Source organism: Neisseria iguanae (genome assembly GCF_003013245.1).
GTDB classification, from domain to species: domain Bacteria; phylum Pseudomonadota; class Gammaproteobacteria; order Burkholderiales; family Neisseriaceae; genus Neisseria; species Neisseria iguanae.
This window is the reverse complement of the sequence record NZ_PXYY01000153.1, coordinates 1-3,073: the sequence shown is the minus strand read 5'-3', so window position 1 is coordinate 3,073 and position 3,073 is coordinate 1. Positions and strand designations below refer to the sequence as shown.

Sequence of the window (3,073 nt, the reverse complement as noted above, 5' to 3'; positions counted from 1 at the left end):
GTCTGCCTGTTTCCGCTGCCCCGGAGCCGTACGCAAACCGATTTATACGACCAATGCGGCAGAGGCGGTACACCGCCAGTTTCGGAAGCTGGCCAAAACCCAAGGCGCATTCCCCAATGAAACCGGCCTGCTGAAGCTTTTATATGGCGGTATCGGTAAGGCTTCGGGGAAAAATGGACGATGCCGATTGCAAACCGAGGGCAGACGCTCCCGCAGTTGGCGGTTTGTTTTGACGGCCGGCCGGCATTATCCGGTTGTAGAATTCAAGCTGACACAGGATTTTGAACGACCTCGTCTGTTGCGTTGAAAATGTGCGCAAGGCGCCTGATTTTGCTGCGCTTTTTACCTGGTACCCGCGCTTTTCTGCTCGAAAATATGCGATGCAGAGAAATGAGAACACGTGCTAATCAAGCAAACCAAATTTCCCTGCTTTAAACGCACGGATTTTTTCCAAGATTTCTTCATGTGTGTTCATCACAAACGGACCGTAACCGACCACCGGCTCATCAATCGGTATGCCGCCGCATAAAGCGAGTTTCACCGGTTCATCTTGCGCCTGCAAACCAATCCTGCCGTTTTCGACTTCAAACGTCACCAGTTCAGTTGGCTTGGCCATGCGGCCGTTGATGGACACATTGCCGCGTAGGATCACAAGCATCACGTTGTGATTGGCGGGTAAATCAAATTCAGCACGACCTTGCACGGGCAGGTCGAGGATCCATAAGTTGATTTCGCTGAACGTGCGCGCCGCGCCTTTGATGTTGTTGAGTTCGCCCGCAATCACACTCACTTTTGCATCGCCTTGTCGCACCACCGGAATCTTTTCTTTCGGCAAGGCTTGGTATTCAGGGGCGATTTCTTTAAATTTGCGCGGCAGGTTGACCCAAAACTGCAATTCTTCCAACACACCGCCGCGTTCGCTGAAATCTTTACTGTGATATTCTTCATGTATGATGCCGCGACCGGCGGTCATCCATTGCACACCGCCTTCGCGGATGATTCCGCCGCTGCCCGAGCTGTCGCGGTGCGCCACTTCGCCTTGCAGCACGACGGTAACGGTTTCAAAACCGGCATGGGGGTGGCTGCCGACACCGCGTGGCGTACCGGAATTAGGTGCAAACTCCGTCGGCATGCCGTAATCCAGCATGAGAAACGGACTGGTGTGTTTGCACACTTCGTCCATGTGTGAAAATAAAGGCGAAACGTGAAAACCATCGCCCACCCAATGTTTGGGCGGCGCCGGGTAGATTTGTCGGATGGTGCGCATAGTGTTTCCTGATGTATTTGGATTAATGAACTTATTATAGGGATTTTTTTCAAAAAAACAGTTTGTTGGAAAGAAACGGTTACTTTCTTAAAAAGAAATTATAGTGAAATCATTAAACAACTGATACGGCCTCAGCCTGTCTTGTCCCAGTTGTGGGTCGATTCCGCTGTAAAAGGCCGTCTGAAAACGCGACGGACGGTTTCAGACGGCCTCAAATCAATATCGGGATTATTTTACCCAAGTCACCAGTTCATCCAGAGGACGGCGGAATTTTTTAGTGATTTCTTTGGCGCGGTAGCCAAACGTACACGCTACCGACACGCCCCATTCGGCGGGGTCAAACAAACCTTCTTCGGCCAGAATACGGTTGATTTCCTTATAATCCAAACCTTCTACAGGGCAGGAATCAATGCCGATTAAGGCTGCGCCCGTCATCATATTGGCCAATGCGATGTAGGTTTGCTTGCCTGTCCAGTCGAACAGGGCGCGTTCGTTACCGTATATTTCTATGTCATGTTTTTGGAAATTTTCATAAATGGCCACGCTTTTGGCCATTTGCTCATCGGTCAAGCCGCGTTTTTCCAAACCGGCACGCAGAAACGCCGAATCATAAGTTGCGTTTTTCTTTGCCAGATAAACCACCAAATGGCTGCATGCATCCAGTTGGCGCGCCATGCCCCAACTGAAAGGCCTCAGTTTTTCACGCAATTCGGGGGTTTGAATTACCAAAAATTTCCATGGCTCGGAGCCTATTGAGCTTGGCGACAAACGCGCCAACGCCAGCAGGTAATTGAAATCCTCATCGCTGATTTTACGCTCAGAGTCGTAATGGCGGCAGGCAGAGCGGAATGTAAAAGCGTTTAACACTTGTTCTTTAGTAATACCAAACATTTTGGTTCCTTTACGGGTTTGGAAGTGGCAAAATTGCTTCCATATTATAGACCTGTCCGGGCCGTCTGAAAAACCATTCTGCTACCGGGCCGGCATGAAAACGGAATCATCGCGTTGTGTCACAACGTTCAGACAGCCCTCAATCTGCCGCCCGACAAATTCCACAAACGCCTATACGATACGCGAGGGATAGCAATGCGCCGCATAAATCATCGGCACATCGTCGCGAGGGGGCCCGTACTTCTGTTCCGTCCAATCATGCCGCGCCACAACCCCCATTGGGGATGTGTACCCGATTGGAGAGCGTTCGGTATTACATGGATTTAAAAAGTTTCAGATGGCCTTTTTGCGTTAGATATAGGGTTTTGCAAAAGAAAGGCCGCCATGAACAAATGGGACGAACGCTACGCCGCCGAAGAATTTATTTTCGGCACGGAACCGCATGAGTTTATCTGCCGCATTCGGCCGTATCTGCCTGAGGCCGGACGTGCGTCAGATTTAGCGACGGGGGAGGGGTGCAACGGTGTTTTTTGGCGTAGCAGGGTTTGCAGTCGGAAGGTGTGGATATGCCGGCCCGGCAATGCCAAGTCAGCAAAGCAACCATTTACCGTATCCTTAGGCGGCACGATGGCAACTGCCGACACCGCAAAACAGTACCGGCAACCGTTTCAAACAAGCCAAGTATGACATGAAACGTTTGGCTAAAGTTGGGAAGCCCGTCGAAAAAACACTCAAAAAACAGGCAAAAACCTTATCCGGGCGAAACGGCGCACTCCGACACCAAACGGCTGCCTTGATTGCAGAATCAAAAAGCTACCGCCCCAAGAGATTGCCTGTTTGTTGCCATTGATGATTTTTCGAGAGGGCGGTATGCCGCCATTTTGCCTGGCCGTACCGCTGCCGGTGCTGTAAAAG

2 protein-coding genes and 2 pseudogenes are annotated in these 3,073 nt (G+C 50.8%); 2 read left to right on the top strand and 2 right to left on the bottom strand.

What is annotated here, in order from left to right; genetic code table 11:
• Window positions 1–285, top strand: a pseudogene (locus C7N83_RS13590) (transposase); the annotation flags it as partial.
• Between the two features lie 118 nt (window positions 286–403).
• Here the strand turns inward: C7N83_RS13590 and C7N83_RS13585 are convergent.
• Complete coding sequence (locus C7N83_RS13585; RefSeq protein WP_106743255.1) at window positions 404–1,267, bottom strand: pirin family protein; 864 nt, start codon at window positions 1,265–1,267, stop codon at window positions 404–406.
• Between the two features lie 228 nt (window positions 1,268–1,495).
• Complete coding sequence (locus C7N83_RS13580; RefSeq protein ID WP_106743254.1) at window positions 1,496–2,158, bottom strand: NAD(P)H-dependent oxidoreductase; 663 nt, start codon at window positions 2,156–2,158, stop codon at window positions 1,496–1,498.
• A gap of 554 nt (window positions 2,159–2,712) precedes the next feature.
• Here C7N83_RS13580 and C7N83_RS16805 point away from each other — a divergent pair.
• Window positions 2,713–3,073: pseudogene (locus tag C7N83_RS16805) on the top strand (IS481 family transposase); the annotation flags it as partial.